Source organism: Pseudomonas sp. TE3899 (assembly GCF_056279105.1).
Genome location: NZ_JBWBQR010000001.1, coordinates 1,808,932 through 1,827,921, shown reverse-complemented (window position 1 = coordinate 1,827,921; position 18,990 = coordinate 1,808,932). Strand labels below are relative to the sequence as shown.

General features: G+C 61.6%; 9 protein-coding genes. 5 read left to right on the top strand and 4 right to left on the bottom strand.

Annotated elements, in window-relative coordinates:
* The first annotated feature begins 193 nt into the window (after positions 1 to 193).
* Positions 194 to 2,830 carry an MGH1-like glycoside hydrolase domain-containing protein gene (locus tag ACZ89E_RS08135; RefSeq protein ID WP_476255320.1) on the top strand — a complete coding sequence of 879 codons (2,637 nt, stop codon included), beginning with the start codon at positions 194 to 196 and terminating at the stop codon, positions 2,828 to 2,830.
* 111 nt (positions 2,831 to 2,941) lie between these two features.
* Here ACZ89E_RS08135 and ACZ89E_RS08130 read toward each other — a convergent pair whose 3' ends face one another.
* On the bottom strand, positions 2,942 to 4,654 hold the full coding sequence (locus ACZ89E_RS08130; RefSeq protein WP_476255319.1) for a hydrogenase maturation protein: 1,713 nt from the start codon (positions 4,652 to 4,654) through the stop codon (positions 2,942 to 2,944).
* 256 nt (positions 4,655 to 4,910) lie between these two features.
* Positions 4,911 to 6,749 (bottom strand): amidohydrolase, encoded by a 1,839-nt coding sequence (locus ACZ89E_RS08125; protein ID WP_476255318.1) that lies wholly within the window; start codon positions 6,747 to 6,749, stop codon positions 4,911 to 4,913.
* A 308-nt stretch (positions 6,750 to 7,057) separates the two neighbouring features.
* Between ACZ89E_RS08125 and ACZ89E_RS08120 the strand changes: the two genes are divergently transcribed.
* Positions 7,058 to 7,621, top strand: coding sequence for a hypothetical protein (locus tag ACZ89E_RS08120; protein ID WP_476255317.1), 564 nt, complete (start codon positions 7,058 to 7,060; stop codon positions 7,619 to 7,621).
* 80 nt (positions 7,622 to 7,701) lie between these two features.
* Here the strand turns inward: ACZ89E_RS08120 and ACZ89E_RS08115 are convergent, their stop codons facing one another.
* On the bottom strand, positions 7,702 to 8,016 hold the full coding sequence (locus tag ACZ89E_RS08115; protein ID WP_149658176.1) for an SCP2 sterol-binding domain-containing protein: 315 nt from the start codon (positions 8,014 to 8,016) through the stop codon (positions 7,702 to 7,704).
* A gap of 63 nt (positions 8,017 to 8,079) precedes the next feature.
* On the bottom strand, positions 8,080 to 8,790 hold the full coding sequence (locus tag ACZ89E_RS08110; protein ID WP_476255316.1) for a histidine phosphatase family protein: 711 nt from the start codon (positions 8,788 to 8,790) through the stop codon (positions 8,080 to 8,082).
* A 206-nt stretch (positions 8,791 to 8,996) separates the two neighbouring features.
* Here ACZ89E_RS08110 and sohB point away from each other — a divergent pair, with 206 nt between their 5' ends.
* The 3 genes from sohB (at position 8,997) to ACZ89E_RS08095 (ending at position 18,970) form a co-directional block, all read left to right on the top strand.
* Positions 8,997 to 10,019, top strand: a complete 1,023-nt coding sequence (sohB, locus tag ACZ89E_RS08105; RefSeq protein WP_463260541.1) for a protease SohB — start codon at positions 8,997 to 8,999, stop codon at positions 10,017 to 10,019.
* Positions 10,020 to 10,292: 273 nt separating this feature from the next.
* Entirely contained in the window at positions 10,293 to 15,143 is a 4,851-nt protein-coding gene (locus ACZ89E_RS08100) for a dermonecrotic toxin domain-containing protein (RefSeq protein ID WP_476255315.1), read from the top strand.
* 17 nt (positions 15,144 to 15,160) lie between these two features.
* A complete protein-coding gene (locus ACZ89E_RS08095; RefSeq protein WP_476255314.1) occupies positions 15,161 to 18,970 on the top strand; it encodes a dermonecrotic toxin domain-containing protein in 3,810 nt (1,269 codons plus the stop codon).
* The last annotated feature ends 20 nt before the right edge of the window (positions 18,971 to 18,990 follow it).

Below are 18,990 nucleotides of genomic sequence, written 5' to 3'. Positions count from 1 at the left end.
GAGCTTGCTCCCGCTTGAGTGCGCAGCGCTCACAAGATTTTGGGGCCGCTGCGCGACCCAGCGGGAGCAAGCTCCCTCGCCACAGGTTCCATGGTGCCTGCAGGTTTCAGTACCAAAGGTGTCAGAGTTTTCACATTCCCTCTAACCCCCGCGCACTACACTGCATCAATCTCCCGACCCAACGGACGACCTCATGCCGGCAAAACCCACCGCCACGATCCTCGATACCCCTGAAGGCCAACGCCTGGCCGGCAGCGAGGCCCCGGACTGGCGCGAGTGGGGGCCTTACTTGAGCGAACGCCAGTGGGGCACGGTGCGTGAGGATTACAGCCGTGACGGTGACGCCTGGCGTTATTTTCCCCACGAACATGCGCGCAGCCGCGCCTATCGCTGGGGCGAGGACGGCCTGGCCGGGTTCAGCGACAAGGCCCAGCACTGGTGCCTGGGCCTGGGCTTGTGGAACGAGCGCGACCCGATCATCAAGGAACGCCTGTTTGGCCTGAACAACAGCGAAGGCAATCACGGTGAAGACGTCAAGGAACTGTATTTCTTCGTCGACGGCGTGCCGAGCCATGCCTACATGCGCATGCTCTACAAATACCCCCATGCCGAATTTCCTTACGCTGACTTGGTGGCTGAAAACGCCCGCCGGGGCCTGACCGATACCGAATATGAAATCCTCGACACCGGGGTGTTCGACGACAACCGCTATTTCGACGTGACGGTGGAGTACGCCAAGCACACTGCCGACGACATCTTCATGCGCGTCACCGTGCATAACCGCGCCGAGCAGCCGGCGCGCCTGCGCGTGTTGCCGCACCTGTGGGCGCGCAACACCTGGAGCTGGGTGGCCGATGGGCAGAAACCCAACCTGAGCCTCAGTGGTGATCGGGTCCTGGCGCAACATCCGCACATGCCGGACCGCCAAGCCACCGCGTGGGGCGAGGCCGATTGCGAGTGGCTGTTCTGCGAAAACCAGAGCAACTTCCCCGCGCTCGATGGCGTGTCGGCGCAAGGCCCGTTCAAGGACGGCATCAATGATTTCATTGTCGATGGCACCACCGATGCAGTGCGCCGTGACAGCGGCACCAAGGTCGCCGCGCATTTCACCCTGAACTTCGACGCCGGCCAGACTCGCAGCGTGTTCCTGCGCTTTGCCCCGGCCGGTTCCCCGCAGATCAACGCCCGGACCCTGTTCGAACGGCGCCGCGCCGAGGCCGATGGTTTCTACGCCGCGCTGCAAGCCGAGATCAAGGACGCCGATGCGCGCAATGTGCAGCGCCAGGCACTGGCCGGTTTGCTCTGGTCGAAACAGCTCTACTATTTCGACGTCAACCAGTGGCTCGACGGCGACCCGACCCAACCGGCGCCGCCCCCCGAGCGCACGCACATTCGCAACACCCATTGGCGACACCTGTCGAATGTCGACATCGTCTCGATGCCCGATACCTGGGAATACCCGTGGTACGCCTCGTGGGACCTGGGCTTCCAAGCAGTGGCCTTTGCGTTGATCGATCCGGGGTTCGCCAAGCACCAACTGTTGCTGCTGGTCAAAGATCGCTTCATGCACCCCAACGGTCAGTTGCCGGCCTACGAGTGGCGTTTCGACGACGCCAACCCGCCGGTGCATGCCTGGGCCTGCTGGCGCGTGTATCAGCAGGACAAGGCGTTGACCGGCACCGGAGACATGGATTTTCTCGAGCGGATCTTCCACAAACTGCTGCTGAATTTTTCCTGGTGGGTCAACCGCAAGGACGCCGAGGGCCGCAACCTGTTCCAGGGCGGATTCCTGGGGCTGGACAACATCGCACTGTTTGACCGCTCGGCGATTCTGCCCCCCGGTTACCAACTGGATCAGGCCGACGGCACGGCGTGGGTCGCGGCCTATGCGCTGGACCTGATGCGCATCGCCCTGGAGCTGGCCAAGCGCAACAGTGTGTACGTCGATATCGCGGTGAAGTTCTTCGAGCACTTTCTGTACATCGCCGGGGCAATCAACAAGATCGACTCCGAGGCCGAAGGCTTGTGGGATGAGCAGGATCAGTTTTTCTACGACGTGCTGCACCGCCCGGATGGGGTGAACGAGCCGCTGCGCTTGCGCTCGATTGTCGGCCTGATGCCGCTGTTCGCCGTGCAGGTCCTGGAGCAACACGAACATGAAGGTTTGCCCGGTTTGCGCGAACGCTTGCTCGGGTTCATGCGCCATCGCCCGGACCTGGCCAGCCTGGTGTCGCGCTGGACCGAACCCGGCGAAGGCAATCGCATGTTGCTCGCGCTGTTGCGGGGCGAACGGACCAAGGACTTGCTCAAGCGCATGCTCGATGAAAGTGAGTTTTTATCGGCGTTCGGTATCCGTTCCCTGTCCAAGGCTTTTGCCGAACAACCCTTCGGCATTCGGATCAATGGCGACAGTTTGTGCGCGCACTATGAGCCGGCGGAATCCGAATCGCGGCTGTACGGCGGCAACTCCAACTGGCGCGGGCCGGTGTGGATGCCGATCAACTACATGCTGATTGAGTCGTTGCGCGAGTTTCACCGGTACTACGACCAGAATTTTTCGGTGGAATACCCGACGGGGTCGGGGTTTCTGGCGTCATTGGAGGAGGTGGCGGACAGCTTGAGCCAGCGGCTGACCAAGCTGTTTCTGCGCGATGAAGAGGGTAATCGGCCGTCGATGGCCGGTTATGCGCAGTTGCAGGCTGACCCGGCCAGCCGCGACCTGGTGTTGTTCCATGAATATTTTCATGGCGAGACCGGGCGCGGGTTGGGGGCCAGCCACCAGACGGGGTGGACGGCGTTGGTGGCGCTTCTTTTACAGCCTGGAAGATGATCGTTCCCACGCTCCGCGTGGGAATGCAGCCCGGGACGCTCTGCGTCCCCTTGGAACGCGGAGCGTCCCTTGAGGCATTCCCACGCAGAGCGTGGGAACGATCATTAACGATCAGTCGGTTAACTCGACCTGCCGCGCCCAATCCGCGACCAACCGCTGCGGCGTGCCACACGCCTTGCGCTTGAACACGAAGTGGCTGCACTTCTCGGCGAACTGTTTGCGGTTCTGCACCATGTCCAGGTGCATCTCTTCCAGCTCGGCATTTCGGCAATGTTGCATCAGTTGGGTGTCGTTGCGTCCCTTGCGCTCACGGATGGCGGCGTACGCCGGATCGTTCAGCGCGCCATTGGCCCGTTGCAGCAACCACAAGCCAAACTCGTTGGGGCAACGCGGGCCGATTTCCTGGACCATGCCCAATTGCAGGGCCTGGGCGGCGCTCACCGGCAGGCATTGTTCGGTCAGTTGTTCCGCCATGGCCTGGCCGACCGCGCGGGGCAGGCTGTAGGTCCAGTATTCGGAGCCGTACAGGCCCATGGTTTTGTAGTGCGGATTGAGCACGATCTCGGCACGGGCGAACACGATGTCGGCGGCCAGCGCCAGCATCACGCCGCCAGCCCCGGCACTGCCGGTCACGCCGCTGATCACCAGTTGCCGGGCCGTCAGCAGTTCCTCGCAGACGTCGTCAATCGCCTGAATATTCGCCCAGGCTTCCAGCCCCGGCACCTCGGCGGCCTGGATCACGTTCAAGTGCACGCCATTGGAAAAACTGCCGCGCCCGCGCTTGATCAGCAACACCTGGGTGTCCCGGGCCTTGGCCCAGCGCAGCGCCTCGACCAGCCGTTGGCACTGCTCGGTGCTCATGGCGCCGTTGTAGAACTCGAACGTCAATTCGCCGACCTGCCCGGACTCGCGATAACTGATCGGTTGATAGGCCTCAAGGTTGAAAGGGTTCGACGCAATCGACCAGTCCAGGGTCGGCACTTCACTCAACTGCCGACCGAGCACATGCCGGGCCGGACGCTTGAAGGTTTCTTCGCCGGGCAGCGGTTTGCGCCGCAAGGAGCCGATCCACAGGCTGTGATCACCGGTCGCCACCAGCACCGCATCGTCATGCACCGCCAGAATCTGCCCCGGCGTGCCCGTGCGTGAGTCCAGATGCGCGTCATACAGGTAGTACTGACCGCCGGCCAGACTGGCCAGCACACCGGGCTGACCATCGGCCGCGTCGATGCTGCGTTTGATGAACTGCGAGCAGTCGTGCCAGCTGAACGTGCGATCGACCTGTTTCATGTTCGGCTGCAAGCGGCCCAGCACCTGATGCTGGCGGTAATCCACCGGCACCGGGACAAACCCGGCGATGAATTTTTCTACGACTTCGCGGATGCAACGGATCGCCGCGTCACTGACCCGCCCGTTGTACAGCTCGGATTTACGCAGGCCCTGGGGCAGGTTGAATTCACTCGTGGCCCAGACCGGCCCGGCGTCCATTTCTTCCACCGCTTGCAACGCGGTGACACCCCAGCGATCCCGCTCATGGGTGATGGCCCAGTCCAGCGCGCTGGCGCCACGGTCACCGACGATGCCGGGATGGATGATTACCAGTGGACGCTTGGGGTTGCTCCACAGTTGTTGCGGCACCCGGTCCTTGAGGAACGGGCAGATCACCAGGTCGGCGCCGGACTGTTCGATCTGTTCGCACACCGCGTTTTCGTCGGTAAACAGGACGACGCTGGGACTATGCCCGGCCTGGCGCAATTCCAGCCAGGCCCGTTGGGTCAGGCCATTGAAGGCTGATGACAGCAGGATGATCTTCAGTGAACGCATGATTGCCTCTTCCTTGAGAATGTTCAGCCACAGCGCTCGCAATGAGCCGTCCTTGGCTTTCGATGGAAGGGCGATAGTAGAGAGTGCCCGGGCACACCCACCTGACCGGGATCAATCTTTTTTCTTCATTCACGCAAAGCCCTTGTAGGAGCAAGCTCCTACAGGTTTTGCACGCATCTGTAGGAGCAAGGCTTGCCCGCGAAGGCGATTTCAACGACGCCATCGCGAGCAAGCTTTGCTCCTACAGGGGTCGTGGTTAGAAGGCGAAACAGGAACAGCCAAACGCCCCCCAGAACCCCTGGAAGTCACTGACCGGCGCCGACGACAACCGCGCCCGCTGGTGACTGTGGGCATGCACCGCACACGCGCCGACACATTGATGAACCTGCGCGGCCAACGGCTTCCAGTGGCCCGGCACTTGGGTGACCGGCGACCACTCGGGCACCACCGGGATCGGCGGTGGCGAGAGTTTTTCAAACTCGACACTGCCGTAGACAATCTTGCCGTCGACAATGGTCAGCACCGATTCGATCCACTTGATCCCTTCGTCCTCGATGTGGAAGTAGTCCGCCGACAGCGCAATCAAATCCGCCAATTGCCCGGCCTTGATCTGGCCTTTCTGCCCTTGCTCGGACGAGAACCAGGCGCTGCCATGGGTGAACAGCTCCAGCGCCGTATCGCGGCTCAGGCCTTGGGGGTACAACTCCAGACCGCCGACGGTGCGGCCGCTGACCAGCCAATACATTGAGGTCCACGGGTTGTAGCTCGACACCCGCGTCGCATCGGTGCCGGCGCCGACGGGAATGCCTTCGGCCAACATCCGCGCAATCGGCGGCGTGTGTTCGGCGGCTTTGGCGCCATAGCGGTCAACGAAGTATTCGCCCTGGAACGCCATGCGATCCTGAATCGCAATGCCACCGCCCAGGGCTTTGACCCGCTCGATGTTCTGCGGGGTGATGGTTTCGGCGTGATCAAAGAACCATGGCAAACCATCGAACGGAATGTCGCGATTGACCTTCTCGAACACGTCGAGCATGCGGCTGATGGATTCGTTGTAGGTGGCGTGCAAACGGAACGGCCAGCGTTGCTCGACGAGGTGACGCACCACCGGTTCGAGCTCTTGCTCCATGGTTTGCGGCAGGTCCGGGCGCGGCTCCAGGAAGTCCTCGAAATCCGCCGCCGAGAACACCAGCATTTCCCCGGCGCCGTTGTGTCGCAGGAAGTCGTCGCCCTGGCCGTAATGGGAGGTGCTGGTCCAGTTCTTGAAGTCGGTCAGTTCTTCCTTGGGTTTCTGGGTGAACAGGTTGTAGGCGATGCGCACCGTGAGTTGCTTGTCGTCCGCCAGTTGCTGGATGACCTGATAGTCGTCCGGGTAATTCTGATAGCCGCCACCGGCATCGATGGCGCTGGTCACGCCCAAGCGATTGAGTTCGCGCATGAACTGCCGGGTCGAGTTGACCTGGTGTTCCAGCGGCAGTTTCGGCCCCTTGGCCAGGGTCGAGTAGAGAATCATCGCGTTGGGCCGGGCGATCAGCATGCCGGAGGGGTCGCCATTGGCGTCGCGGACGATTTCGCCGCCCGGCGGGTTCGGCGTGTCGCGGGTGTAGCCGACCACTTTCAACGCGGCACGGTTGAGCAGGGCGCGGTCGTAGAGGTGCAGGACGAACACCGGGGTGTCCGGCGCGGCTTTGTTCAGTTCTTCAATGGTGGGCAGGCGTTTCTCGGCGAACTGGAATTCGTTCCAGCCACCGACCACGCGCACCCATTGTGGCGTCGGCGTGCGTTCGGCCTGGTCCTTGAGCAGGCGCAAGGCATCGACCAGCGACGGCACGCCTTCCCAGCGCAGTTCCAGGTTGTAGTTCAGGCCGCCGCGAATCAGGTGCAGGTGCGAGTCGTTGAGGCCGGGAATCACCGTGCGCCCGTGCAGGTCGATGATCTGCGTGCCGGGGCCTTGCAGGGCCATGGCCTGGGCATCGCTGCCGACCACCACGAAGCGTCCGTCCTTGATCGCCACGGCACTGGCCTGGGGTTTCTTGCGGTCGACGGTGTGCAAGCGACCGTTGTACAGAATCAGATCGGCCGGGGCGTCGGGCATGGTTTTACTCCCTGCGAAAAGTGGGCTGACCCATGCACCGACGGCGCCTGCTGTAAGGCCTTGCAGTACATGGCGGCGGTTGAATCCGTTGTGCTCGTCAGGTGGGCTCATGGCAGTGTTCTGCGCTCAGTTCTTCATCAAAAAACCGGGATTGAACAGCCGATGTCTGACGCATGCGGCCAGAAGGAATATAGACCGCAAATCCATGGGCAGCCTGTTTTAACTCCGGGGCCAATCGGTTAGATTCCCCGCCCGCCTAAACAAGGATGTAGACGATGATTAAACTCGGTAACCCGAAAGGTATCTTGATGGCGGCGCTGATCGCGGTCGGGCTGGTCGGGACTTATCTGTATGCCGGCCAGGGCAGCACCATCCCCATTCCCGACACGGTGATGATGACGTCTCGCGATGCAGGCCCTATTGGGCCGAGGTTCGATGCGACGAAATGGTTTCGAAGCGGCATGTACGTACCGCAGGAGCTCGACGGCAAGATCAATCCGTACATCATGACCCGCAGCGAGCCGTTTGTTTTCAAAGCCAAGGACAACGTATTCCTGGTACAGGAAGCCCTTGAGGCGCTGCAAGACGTTCAGCCCGAAGTGAATACCCAACTCGTCTGGGATACATGGCCGGTGCTGACCCGGCGCGTGCGTTACGAATCCAGCTTTTTCCTGGCCCCGGATAAGCCGGCAGATCTTTATAACCTGTATCTGCAAGTGAGCTATCGCCGGTTTGTCATTCCCCTCAGGCTCGAAGGCGATGAGGGTGAGCTCAAGTTTGACGGTGAAGTGACCGAGGTCAACAGCGTCGACGCGTTGGAAGAAGAACACACCAAAGTCTTCGAAGAAATGGACGATGCCGGTACGCGTTGAACCCTGAAACGACGAATCCCGCCATATAAGCGGGATTCGTGTGCAGCCAGAGAGGCTCCCCGGGGCGGGGAGCCGTCATCTTACGACGGGAACAGCTCGGACAGTTTCATCGCCAGCATCATGTCGCCTTCAGCGCGCAGTTTGCCGCCCATGAACGCCTGCATGCCGTCGGTCGAGCCGTCGACGATGCCTTCCAGGGTCTCGGCGTCCATCACCAGCGTGACCTGGGCGTCCGGGTTTTCGCCTTCTTTCAGTTCGCAGGTGCTGTCCTTGACGATCAGAGAGAAGTGCTTGGATTCGTCGATGCGGAAACCGAAGACCAGGTCCAGACCGGCAGCGGCGGCTGGGTTGAACTTGGCTTTCATTGCTTGTACGGCATCAGCTACGGAGGTCATGGTTTGATCCTTTTGTTGAGAATTACAGCTGGGTAATACAGCCAGGGTCACAGTAATCCGGACTCAGCGAAACGTGATGAGTTCCGGGGCCTTCAGCAGTTGCAGGTGCGCATGACTGTTGAAGGAAGCCAGGGCCACCTCGCGACCACGAAACTTCAGTTGGTTGAGCGAGGTGTTGACGATTTGCCAGTTGAGTTCAAACGCCTGGCGAGCAGGCATTTGGGTAATGAGGTGGAGCAGGGCGGTGATGGTGCCGCCGGAGGTGAACACGGCGATTTTCTGCGTGTTGTCCGCCAGTTCAAGGATGCGGTTCAGCCCGGCCTGGACCCGTTCGACAAACCCCAGCCAGCTTTCCAGCCCCGGCGTGTCGTAGGTGCCGGCCAGCCAGCGCTCGATGATCAGGGCGAAGATGCGCTGGAACTCGGCACGGTTTTGCGCGGCATTGCGCAGCACGTCCAGCGCTTGCGGTTCGTCTTTGAGCATGGCCGGGAGCAGGGCGCGGATCACCGCGTCGGCGTCGAATTCGTTGAAGGCGGAATCGGTTTCAAGGGTTGGCACCGGCAGGTCCACGACGGCGAATTGCTCCAGCGCGGTGGTGGCGGTGTGTTGCTGGCGACGCAAATCCCCGGCGAGGCAGCGATCGAAGCTGATACCCAGCTCAGCGAGGTGCTGGCCGAGGATTTCTGCCTGGCGCACACCGGTCGGCGAGAGGACGTCATAGTCGTCTGCACCAAAGGAGGCCTGGCCATGTCGAATCAAGTAGATGCTGCCCACGTCCGCGTCATCCCGGTACGTTGAAGGTTCGGCGAGGTTATGAGGATGGCCGCGGGCTGTCAATGAAAAAACATACGCTTGTTTGAAATGCCCGTTACAGGCCTGTTGCCAAAGGTTTCATGGCTGGCCCCAAAGCCGGGGCATGGGTATGCTGGCGGCATTCCGCGCGCGTTTTTGAGCGGCGCATTGTATTGAAGGAGTCCTGTGTGGAGTTTTTTGCCGAGTACGCCAGTTTCCTGGCCAAGACCGTGACCCTGGTGATCGCCATTCTGGTGGTCCTGGCCAGTTTCGCGGCATTGCGCAGCAAAGGTCGGCGCAAGTCGGCCGGTCAGTTGCAGGTCAGCAAACTCAATGATTTCTACAAAGGCCTGCGTGAACGCCTGGAGCAAAGCCTGCTCGACAAGGATCAGCTCAAGGCCCTGCGCAAATCCCAGAGCAAAACCGAGAAAAAACAGAAGAAGAAACCCGAAGCCAAGGGCCGGGTCTTCGTGCTGGATTTTGACGGCGACATCAAGGCCTCGGCCACTGAGAGCCTGCGCCACGAGATCACCGCGCTGCTGACCCTGGCCACGCCGAAAGACGAAGTGGTGCTGCGCCTGGAAAGCGGCGGCGGCATGGTCCACAGCTATGGCCTGGCCTCGTCGCAACTGGCGCGGATCCGCCAGGCCGGCGTGCCGCTGACCGTGTGCATCGACAAGGTCGCTGCCAGCGGTGGCTACATGATGGCGTGCATTGGCGAGAAAATTATCAGCGCCCCGTTCGCCATCCTCGGCTCCATCGGCGTGGTCGCGCAGTTGCCCAACGTCAATCGCCTGCTGAAGAAGCACGACATCGACTTTGAAGTGCTGACCGCCGGCGAATACAAGCGCACCCTCACCGTGTTTGGCGAAAACACCGAGAAGGGTCGGGAGAAGTTCCAGGAAGACCTGGATATCACCCACGAGCTGTTCAAGAACTTTGTCGCCCGCTATCGCCCGCAACTGGCCATCGATGAAGTGGCCACCGGTGAAATCTGGCTCGGTATCGCTGCGCTGGACAAGCAACTGGTGGACGAACTCAAGACCAGCGACGAATACCTGTCCGAGCGCGCCAAGAGTGCCGAGCTGTATCACCTGCACTACGCCGAACGCAAAAGCCTGCAAGAGCGTATCGGCATGGCGGCCAGCGGTTCGGTGGACCGCGTGTTGTTGAGTTGGTGGAGTCGTTTGACCCAACAGCGCTTCTGGTAACGCCTTGTCGAAAACCCGGTCATCTTGTGTGATCGGGTTTTTTATTGCCGTTTTTTCAGTCACTGCATAATCAAAAAAGTGCAGGGCGGTATATAGATATTGTTTGCGTTCATATTGTTGATTCGTTGGTGTTAGTTCTGATCGGATATTGAAGCTATTAATTGAAAGTGACGTCTTTAGACTGAATGCTCTTATCGTGAAAAGAGTAATAAGTTCATGTCTTCGGATTTAACATCATCGTCGTCCACCACAACGACTCACGCTCCAATAGAAATGACACCTGAACAACAAGGTGTCTTTTACGAACTGTTCAAAGGCAGTCCCATTCCTGTCTGGCTGGCTCAGGCCAGCAGCGAGGCGCGCACGGGGCTGCATGCCAGCATCGTTGCCAGCCAGCGTTCCCGGGCCAACGCCGTCAAGGCGATGGCCGTCCTGAAGAATCCGCAACAGTTCTGCACGCCGTTACTGGCCAAGGCCATGGCCGATAAAATCGGTGAGGCCGTGGATATCAGGGGCGTGGTGTTTCAGCATATTCGTTCAACTACCAGTTTCTTCGGGCTGCGCAAGAAACTGATTTTGCCCATCGATCGGGACTTGTTGACGGCTGCGTGCGAGAACTTCGAGGTCAGTGAAACCCTGGCCGATAATTACAATGTGAAGTCACTGATCTATCAGCCGGAACGTATTAACGGTACCGCCAATAAAGTACTGGGGATCGAGCCCCATGAGTTCGCTCAACTGTGTCGTAACCTGGACCTGGGCAAGCAATACCAGGCGCACCTCAACCGTGTATTTGAACCCACGGTTGCAACCGGCCCTGTGCGTACCGCGTGCATGGCGCATTCCCGGCGCTGCTTCGATGTGGACCGGCACATTGCCCTGATGAAAAAACACATCAGTGCCAAGATGTTCAAGGTGCTCGGCGAGGTGGTGACTAACCAACCGTCGATCAAGCTTGACGACTATTCCATTGCCTATAAGGGCCTGGAATTGCTCGGCTACAAGCTTCAGGGCGTGATGTTGATCGTTGCGGTGGGGGATGGCACGTATATCGACAATCCATGCGTGCTGTTTATGCCCGGTGATACCGAGCAACCGCTCAAGGAGTACCCGAATGTCCGGGCGCTGGAGGTCGAACTCGGCGAGCGCCTCAAAAAACAGACGTTCGAACCCTTCCTGCTGCGGTTCGTCGCGCTGGGCGACCGGGCCGGCCTGCAAGCGGCACTGTCGAGTCGAACGCTGCGACCCGCCAGCCAATGGATGCAACCTTACCAGCGCGAGTCTGTGCCGGTCACCACCCTTGCCGGCTCCGCAGACCTGTTTGCCGACCTCTACCGCCAGCGCGCCGAGCATGTGATGGCCGATGCGCGATTGCTGGTGGTGCCCACCGACGATGAAGACGAGAAAACCCGCCTCGCGCGGCTGGACACCTACAAGACCATTGGCCTGGATATCGTGATGTTTGGCGCCTTGTTTATCCCGGTGTTGGGCGAGGTATTGATGGCGGTTTCCGCGCTTGAATTGCTGAACGGCGTGTACCACGGCCTGGAAAGCTGGGCGGCGGGGGAGCAGGAGCAGGCCAGCGACTACTTCTTCGACACCGTGGAAAACCTGGTGGTGATGGCGGCGTTTTCCACTGGCGCCGGGGCGACCCGGATGACGTTCAAGAAGGTCCGCAGTGCCGAGTTTGTCGAAAACCTGTGGCAGGTGAAAACCCCCAAAGGCCAGATGCGCCTGTGGAAACCGGACCTGGCCCCGTATCGGCTCAACATGCAGCTGCCAGCCTGGCTCAAGCCCGATGAACGAGGCCTGCGCTGGTTCGAAGACAAGGCTTACCTGGCATTGGGCGAGGACCTTTATGCCGTCCGTCCCGAGGCGGATTCGGGGCTGTGGAAAATCGAAGGGACGGGGGTGAGCGAACGCTACTCCCCTCGACTGGAGACCAATGACGCAGGGGCCTGGCGACATGATTCCGAGCTGCCCGCGCAGTGGGATCGGTTAACCCTGTTCCGCCGCCTGGGGTATTCGGAGCAGGACATTCCCGACGCCAGGGCGTTGCAAATCCTGTCGGTCTGCGCCATCGAAAACCGGGTGTTGAGCCGGGTGCTGATTGATCGCACACCACCTCCGGCCTTGTTGATCGACACCGTTCGACGCTTTGCGGCGGACCAGGTGGTGATCCAGTTCATCGAGCAATTGAACGACGCGTCATTGGGCGCCAAGGCAGACCCGCAACTGCAATTGCAGCTACTGACCCGCCTCAGGAACTGGCCGGCGCAGACCGAGATCCATGTTCTCGACGACCTGGGACAGACGGTCAATCGTTATGCATCCGCCGATGCCGACGGCGTGCTCAAGCCGCTCAAACTGAGCCTGGACAAAGTGCGCGCGGGGCAATTCTATCCAGAGCTGTTGTCGGGCCTGAGCGCTGCCGAGCGGGAGCGCCTGCTGGGTTCGGCCTCGACCGTGGCCAGTGACCAAGTCGCGGCACTGCTTGGCAAACTGGCCGAGCAGGCGGATCTGCGGCGTGCGTCGCTGTTTGACTGGGTCTACCAACGGGGCGTGGCGGCGCCGGATGCGCGGGTCATGCCCTTGCGCAAGCGCTATCCCGATCTGCCACTCAGCGTGCTGGATGAACTGGTGCGCTATGCCGATACCAGTGAATTGAATCAACTTGACGCCGACAAGGTCCCGCTGCGCCTGGCGGAAGAGGCCCGGCGTTTCCGGGACGTGGTGCGTGTCAACCGCGCGTATGAGGGGTTGTATCTGGATGCCGTGGGGGGCATCGACACTGATCGGCTGGTGTTTGACGCGCTCAAGCACCTGCCGGGCTGGGATGCGGATATTTACCTGCAAGTGCTGGAGTGGTCGTTCTACACCGAAGACATGGCCACCCTCGGCTTGGACACCGCCGTGCAACAGATACGGATGAATGCCCACGCTGACCGCTATGAGGTCCGGGACGGGGAGTCGAATTTGCTCGGCTACCTGCCGGGGCGAACCCGCGAGCATTATTTCCAGGCGCTCTGGGAGGGGATGTCGATGACGCGCCGCACGGCGTTGGGCGTGCAGGCGGCGGACCGTGGCGTGGCGCTGCGGCACAAGATCACCGAACAAGCGCTGGCACGTCGAGGGGGCGCGGCGCATGTCCTGGGCATTGAGGCCATGCGTTTGGGCTACCGCTCGCCGATGCGCCTGGCCGATACCTTGCAGAGCACCGCGTCGAGCAGCATGCCGTCGCAACCCTCGGCACCGATGAGTCGACCCGCCGCGCTGGTCCGTCGTGCGCAGGAGCTGTATCCCACCCATTCCCTCGAGCAGATTGATCTGTTCCTCGCCGGCCTGGACCCGATCAACGTGCTGGCCTTGAGAAAACTCGAAGGCCTGAGGCTGGAGTTCGCCTCCATCCGACAGGTCCTGCAGAACTGGATCAGTCGCGACACCTGGTACCAGGGCGCCGACGGTCCGAGGTTGAAAGTCACGACCCTGGCCAAGACCCGGGCGGCGGAAGAAATCATTCGCTGCTGGCGTCGGGAAACCCCCAGCATGCTGACCCTGGACGGCCGGCTCTATGAATTGTCGTTGCCACCCCTGCAAATCGGCGAGCTGCCACTGATCACTGGTGATTTCGCCCATGTAGGCACGCTGGTGATGGATCGCGTGGGCGCCAGCGCCGGGTTGAACAGCTTCCTGCATAACTTCAAATCCGTGCGACGCCTGTCCATGGTCGGTAACGGCCTGACCCGGCTGCAGCAGGCCATTGGCGGCATGGCGCACCTGGAAATCCTGAACCTGAGTGAAAACCGCATCCAGCTGACCGAAGCCTCGGTCACCGAACTGGCCAGCCTGACGCGCCTCAAGCATTTGAACCTGTGCGCCAACCCTACGTTGACCCGCACGCCCGATGTCTCGCGCATGCAACTGCTGGAACGCCTGGAACTGCGCGGCACCGGCATCAGTCAATGGCCCAAGGGCGCCAGCGGCCTGCCGAAACTGCGGGGCTTGGACCTGCGCGATAACCGCATCAGCGTGATCCCGGAGGATGTCTACTCTGCGCCGGGCACCTTGAATATGGGCACCGATATCGCCGGCAATCCGTTGACGCCCGATACGGTGAAGCGGCTGACCGAATTTCAACAGATCACTGACATCAGCCTGGGACTCATCGCCCAGGGGCATCTGGAGCAACTGCAACACATCCTCATGGACGTCTCCATGAGTTCGACCTGGCTGACCGGGGCGACGGAAGTCGACAGGGTGCTCAAGCAAGCGTTGTGGAGTGCGGTTTACGCTTACCCGGACTCCCAGCCGTTTTTCCTGTTGCTGGCCCGATTGCGCTACACCGCTGATTTCCGCATGGTCTACGGCTCATTGAGCCAGCGGGTGTGGGAGGTGGTGGAGGCGGCCGCGGAAGACAGCGCGCTGCGCCGGACGCTGTTCCGCCTGGCCAATATCGGGCGGGTCAGTGCCGATGGTTATTCCCTGTTGTTCAGCAACCTGCACACTCGTGTGCTGTGTTACCGCGCGTTAGAGGTCGCCAGGCTCTACGGGCCCACCCAGGAGATTGAGATGACGCAACTGGTCCGCGGTTTGTTCCGCTTGCAGGAGGTCGAGCGCCTGGCCCTGAGCAATATCATTGCGCGCAACCGTACCGGGCCGGTGACCTTCGAACAAGCCATGGAGGTCAGCCTGGCCTTCCGGGTGGGGCTGGCCGAGCGCTTGAGTCTGCCGGGGCAGCCGCAAGGGGTGAACTTCAGCCTGGGGGTGGAGGTGATTCCGCAAACCCTCGACTGGGTGTACGCCGAAGTGGTGAAACTGGAGCACACCCCACAGTTGCTGGGCTGGATGGCGGAGCAGGATTTCTGGGTCGAGTACCTGGAAATGGCTCATCGGGCCGAGTTCGACGACACGGTTATTCGCGCTTCGCTGGCGTTCCAGCATTTGGACAGTCGATTGCACTACACCCGTGTCGAGTTCAACCAAAGCATGGACGCCATCGTCAGTAACTTCAGTAATGAGCGTACCGCGCTGATCCGTCGCCTGACCGCCGAGGCCCTGGTGCACAGCCCGGGATTGTCCCTGGTGGCGGCCGTGCCGGAGCTGGCCGGCACCCCTGAGATTTGATCGAGCAAGGAATGCTGATGAATACGATCGAACAACACATCAATAGTGCCGGCCAGCCCTTATGGGCTGGCCTGGCGCCGGACCAGGTCCTGCCGCTGACGGCGGCGCAATACGCGGCCAACCTGATCAAGCAACGCTGGGGTGACGAAGCCCTGGACGCGGTGCTGGTGGACCTCAACTACGATTTTCCAGGCTATCCGGCGCAAGGTTCTGTGCATCAGGGCCGGGTGCGTCTGTCGCAAAGCCTGGTCCAGGCCTTGTTGAACAATTACCAGACAGTGGGGGCCGGGCGTTTCGGTGAAACCGCGTTCGGCCTGTACACGCCGCCAACCGTGGGGCCGCAGGTGCGCATTGTCGAGATCGACGCGTCGATCAACCCCGACGGCAGCTATGACGATTACGAAGGGATCTACCGCATCACCGAACCGCAGGTCTATGGGCCCGACACCCAACTGGCGCTGCAACCGGCGGCGTTCAAACAGTGGGTCTGGACCCTGGCATTCAAGGCCCAATATGCCGCGTACGTGGCCAATGCCTGGCCAGATGACCGGACCCTGTTGGCGGCCGCACCTTATCCATTGCGGACCTCGGTGAAACTGGCGTTCATCATGGCGGCGTGGCTGCAATATCAGGAACGCAGCCTGAGCCGCGAGGGTCTCGGCCTGGCGTTACGCGTTGCCGGACTCGATCCCGGACAGACCTGGGGCCAACTGACGCTCGCGCAGGTGCAAGCGCAAACGCCGATGCCGTCATCGGTGGAGGCCGGGCGCCTGTCGATCTACCGGTACAGCGCCAGCGATATAGGTTGTTTCCGCGACAAGAACAGTGGCCGACGGCTGCTCTACATTCCGGGGAATGCCTCGCCATTCCATGAATTCGCCGATCACCGGACGCTGTGCCAATGGGTGATCGAGATCGGCCGCGATGCCAAGCGCAAAACGGCGTTCGTGGCCCATTTTGCCGAGGACGATCAACAGGACGGCACCTTCCATGCCGGCGTGCGCACAGCGCTGGCCGGCATGGTCACCTGGCCCCGGCAATATCGCTTGAAGAAAGGCCACGGCTTTTTCAACAACGATGGATTTTGGCCACCCGAGGACTATATCGGCGTTGATGTGCGACCCACCACCGAGGACCCGTTTGCCCAGTGGGTGAAGGTCATGAAGGCCGCTGCCCAGGCCAGCGTCGACACCATCCGCGACGACGCCCAGGTCAATCGCGACAACCTGAGCGCGGTGGTCGAGCCCGTGGTGCAGTGGATCGAACGCTTCGCCCCCCTGGCTTTGTTTGTTCCGGGAGGCGGGGGTTTGCTGGCGCTGGCGGGCCTGATCGATGCCGGTTATGGCCTCGACGAGGCGGTGCACGGCAAGACCACGGACGAGCGCTGGGCGGGTGTCGGGCGCACGGTGTTCGGGTTGCTCAACGCTTTACCGGTGATCAAGGCCGGCGCGGTGCTCAAGGACGAGGAGCGGCTGCTGACAGTTGAGCACGTCGCCAACCCGGTCGAAGCCCACGTCAGCGCTGTGCCGGCCCGTCTGCGGGCGTTTATTCCCGAAGCCTCGGCCTTCAGCAATGAGGTGCTGCAACAGATTGGTCGGGTCTGCGGGCTGGATCCGGATGCGCTGGGGCTGTTGCAGGCGGGGCAGCCACCTTCGCCGATCCTGCTGGATACCCTGAATCGTTTTCGCATCGATCAGGACCTGCAACAGGCCCTCGAACGCTTGCCCGGCGGGTCGGTCGAGGCCGAGCAAGCCCGGAACGCCCGTGTCGGGCAGTTCAGTGAGTGTTATGCCGCGCTGCAACAGTCCGCAGATGAATGGGTGCGCCTGTTCCAGTCGCAATACCCCGGTTTGCCCAAGTGTGCGATCGAGCAGATGCTTGAGCGCGCCGGCATCGATATCCGCGCACCGCACACCCTGGCCGAGGCCAAGCGGGTGCTGGGCGAATTGAGCGGCAAGGCCCGGCAGTACGAATTTCATGTCCGCGTGGCCCGCGCCTATGAAGGCCTGTACCTGGCGTCGGTGGAAAACCCCGACAGCGATGTGCTGGCCCTGCATTCCCTGGAACGGTTGGCGGGTTGGCCGATCGGGATTCGGCTTGAGGTCTGTGAAGAGTCCGCGGTGGGGCGAGTGCTGGACAGCATCGGCCCGCAGGGCGCGCCATATTCCCGTCAATTGATCAGGCAGGGCACGCGCTACCAGGGCCTGGCGGCGGGACAGTCGGTGGATTTTCACCAGGCATTGCTCAATGCCTTGTCCCAGGAACAGCGTGCTGCGTTGGGACTGCGCGCCGATCAGGCATTGCAGGATCTGCGCACGCGCATCCGTGCTGAGCTGCGCCCGCGCGCCGAGCTGGAACTGGGTTTGCAGCGCATGGACTCGGGCCTGACCTTCGACAGTCATGGCCTGCGCGGCGGCGGATTTCCGTCCACGGCCCAGGGCGAAGCCTTTTCCAGAACCATCACCAAGCTGCAAATCCGCGAAATCTACCCCAGCCTGAGCGACGAAGAACTGGGCACGCTGTTGGACCAATGGGGCGAGCACGCCCAGACGCAACTGGCCCGGCTCAATCAGCAATTGCGGCAATTGCGGGTCGACCTGGCGGCGTGGATCGGCCAGGTCGACGTTGATGTGGAAAACATGGACGTCGATCTGCTGGATCCCGAAGAGCCTGAGGCCGAAGGCATGGACGAAGAGCAGATCGACGCGGAAAACGATGCGCGGATCGCCGATGCCATCCAGTTCGAGCGCCGCAGCCGCCTGGAGTTGGCCACCGAGCTGGAGGGGTTGTGGCGGGGGCAGGGCGAGGCGGCCAGTCGGGTCTACCACAACGGTGAGTTTGTCGGGTTTCGCCTGGAAATGGACTTCGAGCATTTCCACAGCCTGCCCGCCTTGAACGTCACGCTGCCGGAGGTGGTGGAGCTGAGCATGACCAGCTTCTCGTTGACCGAATCGGCGAGCCTGTCGCCGTTTCTGCGCGCCTTTCCACGCTTGCGCGTGTTGGACCTGGGCGGCACCGACCTGCACCAGCCCGGCCCGGGAATGCAGTGGGTGGGCCATTGGCCCGAGGCCATCGGGGAATTGACCGAGCTGACGCACCTGGACCTCAGTCAAACCGGCCTGGTGTTGACCGAGGCAACCGCCGGGGCGCTGAGCGGGTTGTCGCGCCTGGTGGCCCTCGACATGCGCGTCAATCCATTGGGCAGGCCGCCGGTGGTGGTGCACTTGACCGCGCTGCGTCGTCTTAACTTGCGGGCCACGGGGATCCGTGTGTGCCCGGTGGGCGTCCTGGACCGCCCCTATCTGGAGCTTCTGGACTTGCGCGAGAACCAGATTGCGCGAATACCGCCCGCCGTGCGCCAGCAGTCGGTGGCGGGGAGCAGGCTCTTGCTGGCAGGCAACCCGATCACCGATGAAGACAGCCTGCGCTGGATCGTTCAGCACCGGCAACAGACCGGGATCAATGTGTGGATGGCCGCGCCAAACGCCGATTTCGCCCAGCCTGACGCGTGGCTGACGGGGTTTTCAGCCCAACAGCAGGCGAGGGCGATCCAGCATTGGCAACACCTGGCGACCCTGCCCGGCAGTGAACGGTTGTTTGGCACGCTGGACATGATCCGACGCAGCGCAGACTTCCGGGTGAATTACCCGTCGCTGCAACAGCGCATCTGGCATCTGCTCGATGCCCTCGATACGTCACCGCCGCTGCGTCAGCATGTCCTGCAAGATGTGCAGTGGACCGCCACCGATGGCGACAATCCATTCGCCAGTTTCGAGCATCTGGAAGCTCGGGTCGCTGCCTTCAACACGCCGTTGCCCGAACGTTAACGCAGGCGAAAAAAAACCTT

Excerpts from the sequence above, each read along its gene's own strand:
- ACZ89E_RS08120 (WP_476255317.1), top strand. The coding sequence starts at position 7,058 with ATGGCGGCGCTGATCGCGGTCGGGCTGGTCGGGACTTATCTGTATGCC.
- ACZ89E_RS08115 (WP_149658176.1), bottom strand. The coding sequence starts at position 8,016 with ATGACCTCCGTAGCTGATGCCGTACAAGCAATGAAAGCCAAGTTCAAC.
- ACZ89E_RS08135 (WP_476255320.1), top strand. The coding sequence starts at position 194 with ATGCCGGCAAAACCCACCGCCACGATCCTCGATACCCCTGAAGGCCAA.
- ACZ89E_RS08100 (WP_476255315.1), top strand. The coding sequence starts at position 10,293 with ATGACACCTGAACAACAAGGTGTCTTTTACGAACTGTTCAAAGGCAGT.
- ACZ89E_RS08095 (WP_476255314.1), top strand. The coding sequence starts at position 15,161 with ATGAATACGATCGAACAACACATCAATAGTGCCGGCCAGCCCTTATGG.
- ACZ89E_RS08130 (WP_476255319.1), bottom strand. The coding sequence starts at position 4,654 with ATGCGTTCACTGAAGATCATCCTGCTGTCATCAGCCTTCAATGGCCTG.
- ACZ89E_RS08125 (WP_476255318.1), bottom strand. The coding sequence starts at position 6,749 with ATGCCCGACGCCCCGGCCGATCTGATTCTGTACAACGGTCGCTTGCAC.